3 protein-coding genes are annotated in these 2,961 nt (G+C 67.3%); all 3 read left to right on the top strand.

Annotated elements, in window-relative coordinates; genetic code table 11:
• On the top strand, positions 1 to 1,995 hold a 1,995-nt coding region (locus ACGFU7_RS47555; protein WP_393705005.1), incomplete at its 5' end, for a beta strand repeat-containing protein.
• 78 nt (positions 1,996 to 2,073) lie between these two features.
• The gene (locus ACGFU7_RS47550) at positions 2,074 to 2,529 is read left to right on the top strand and encodes a YbaB/EbfC family nucleoid-associated protein (RefSeq protein ID WP_393705003.1); all 456 of its coding nucleotides are present in this window, start codon (positions 2,074 to 2,076) and stop codon (positions 2,527 to 2,529) included.
• Positions 2,522 to 2,863 carry a hypothetical protein gene (locus ACGFU7_RS47545; RefSeq protein WP_393705001.1) on the top strand — a complete coding sequence of 114 codons (342 nt, stop codon included), beginning with the start codon at positions 2,522 to 2,524 and terminating at the stop codon, positions 2,861 to 2,863. The genes ACGFU7_RS47550 and ACGFU7_RS47545 overlap by 8 nt, the downstream gene beginning before the upstream one ends.
• Positions 2,864 to 2,961 lie beyond the last annotated feature (98 nt).

Raw genomic sequence — 2,961 nt, 5'->3', positions numbered from 1 at the left:
GGCGGTCTGCCGCTCACGAGTGGCGGCCCCGCCCTGAACCCTGACGGCGGCACCACCGGCTTGGGCCCGAACGGCCTGCCCAGCACCATGTTCCCGGACGGTTCGACCTCGGGGGCGGCTGACAGCGGTCTGCCCACGGGCACCAACCCCGGCGGTCTGCCGCTCACGAGTGGCGGCCCCGCCCTGAACCCTGACGGCGGCACCACCGGCTTGGGCCCGAACGGCCTGCCCAGCACCATGTTCCCGAACGGCTCGACCTCGGGGCTGACCACCAGCGGCCTGCCCACGGGCACCAAACCCGACGGCAGCGTCACCAACCCCGACGGCAGCATCACCACCCCCGACAGCGACGACGGCAGCGTCACGACGCAGTTCCCTGACGGCAGCAGCACGACGGTGAGCCCGGACGGGACGGTGACATCCATGTCGCCGCAGGGTCTGACCGATGTCAGTCAGCTGGGTCCGGGGGATGTGGTGACGAATCCGGACGGCAGCACGATGGGCATCGGCCCCAATGGCGGAGTGACGAGCCAGATGCCGGACGGGAGTTCGGTCACGACGAATCCGGACGGCAGTGTCACGGCTACGACGCCGGACGGGTCACAGACGACGCAGTTCCCCAACGGCTCGACCCAGAGTCTCGACCCCGACGGCAACATCGCGGTGACGAACCCCGACGGCAGCATCACCACCCCCGGCAGCGACGGCGGCGTCACGACGCAGTTCCCTGACGGCAGTAGCACGACGGTGAGCCCGGACGGGACGGTGACATCCATGTCGCCGCAGGGTCTGACCGATGTCAGTCAGCTGGCTCCGGGGGATGTGGTGACGAATCCGTACGGCAGCACGACGGGGATAGGTTCCGACGGCGGTGTGGTCACTCATATGCCGGACGGGAGTTCACTGACCACCAACCCGGACGGCAGCCTCACCACCACGAATGCCGACGGGGGGCAGACGACGCAGTTCCCCAACGGTGTGACACAGAGCGTGGGCGCCGACGGCCAGGTGCACGTCACCAGCCCGGACGGTAGCTTCACCACGCAGAACGCGGACGGCGGCACGACCACAACCTTCCCCAACGGCAGTACGTCAACGGTCAACCCGGACGGGACCGTCACCACCACTACGCCCGACGGGCAGACAATCGGCAGCCAACTCGACCCGGGTGAGAGTCTGGTGAACCCGGACGGGAGCACCACGACTCTCGGATCCGACGGCGGCATCACGACCACGATGCCCGACGGCAGTTCGTTCACCCTGCACCCGGACGGCTCCGTCAGCACAACGAACCCGACCGGCGGCAATGACCTCAGTAATCCGTCGCACACCCCCACCTCGTCGAACGGTCTCCCCAGCCCCGACCTGAACCACGCGCTGGCCACGCAGAGCCCTGACGGCAGCCTGACCACTCACTTCCCGAGCGGCGCCACCGCGACCACCGGTCCCGACGGTCTGACCACCACCACCTTCCCGGACGGCAGCAGCTCGGTCTCCGGCCCGAACGGAGAATTCCAGGCGCTGCCGAGTCCGGGCACAGCCACCGCGGGTGCGGTCGGCGGCGCGGCCGGCGCCGGTGCGGGCGGCCTGGGTACGGGACTCGGGGCAGGCACGGGCGCCGGTGCGGATTCCGGACTCATGGGAATGATGTCGCCCATGATGATGATGATGGGCATGGCGCGCATGGGTCAGCAGGGAGGCCAGCAGAAGGGCGACCAGGAACGAGTACGAGAGGTCTACGAGGACGGCGACTCCGACGGCGCCTTTCTGCAACGCCCCCAGACCCCGCAGGGGTCCGCCACCCCCGCGGAAGATACGTACGAGGAGGAGGAAGAGGACTCGGAGAGCCTGCTGAGCCGGTCTCGGACGGAGTCGGGCCACGATGGCCGTGGCGGCGGACCTGCCCGGCCGGCGACGCAGACTTCGTGGGCGGACGGCGACGGCGATGTCTGGGGCACGGAGGAGGGCGGACTGCCCGCTTCTATCGGACGTTGAACGTGCTCTCGTAGAGTGCATCCTGTTTAATGATCAACAATCTGCATCCGCGCGACCGATGAGAGGGGCGAGGGCACCGTGGACGAATCCCTGCAACATCAGCTTGAGCAGGCCATGTCCGAATTTACGAAACAGCACGAGTCGCTGATGAAGGCCAGGGACGAGGTGATGTCTCTCTCGGTGACCGTCAGGTCGAAGGACCGGGCGGTGGAGGTGACCGTCGGATCCCAGGGAGAGGCCAGCGGCTTGAGGTTTCTCAACAACAAGTACAAGGAGATGTCGGGTCAGGCTCTCGCGACGAGCATCCTAGAGGCGATGGCGAAAGCCCGTCAGGAGATCGCCGATCAGGTGGCGGCCCGGTTCGAGTCCGTCTCGGGAGGGGGACTGGGGATCGCGGGCAAGGGGATGGAAGGATTCGACCTCGACCGCCTTCTCGAACCAATGGGCGCGGAGGGGCTGTTGGCGCAGCAGCCGAACCCTGCTGAGAACCGTCAATCTCCGACGCGCAAGGGCGGGGGCGGCAGGCATGCCTGAGGGCAACAACATGTTCATCGCGGAGCCGCCCAAGGTCCAGGCCGGCGGTGGCCAGACCGATGAGGTCAGCCGGCTGATCAAGAAGGCCGCGGACGCGTTCACGAGCGCGACGGCGTTCGACCCGCAGAATCCGCCGTGGGGAGACGACCAGATCGGGGGCGGATTCGCCGCGAATTATCTGGAGCCGCACGCCAAACTTCGCGATGCGATCGCCTCATTCGCAGGTGCGGTCGCAGGTGCGGCCCAGCGCACTATGGATTCGGGCACGGATTTCCAGCGGACGCAGGACGGTGCACTGGAGCAGATCCACCAAAATGGTGGAGGCCGGCGCTAGCCATGGCCGTCAATCCGTTTCTCGACGGTGTCGTTGTTTTTCTGACCGGCATGCATGTTCCGCGTGGTAGTTCGGTGCGTATGCGCGCGGAAGTCGAG

Origin of the sequence: Streptomyces sp. NPDC048473 (genome assembly GCF_043200155.1) — a bacterium.
Lineage (GTDB): Bacteria > Actinomycetota > Actinomycetes > Streptomycetales > Streptomycetaceae > Streptomyces.
The sequence above is the reverse complement of the archived record's forward strand: the minus strand, read 5'-3'. Positions and strand labels throughout refer to the sequence as shown.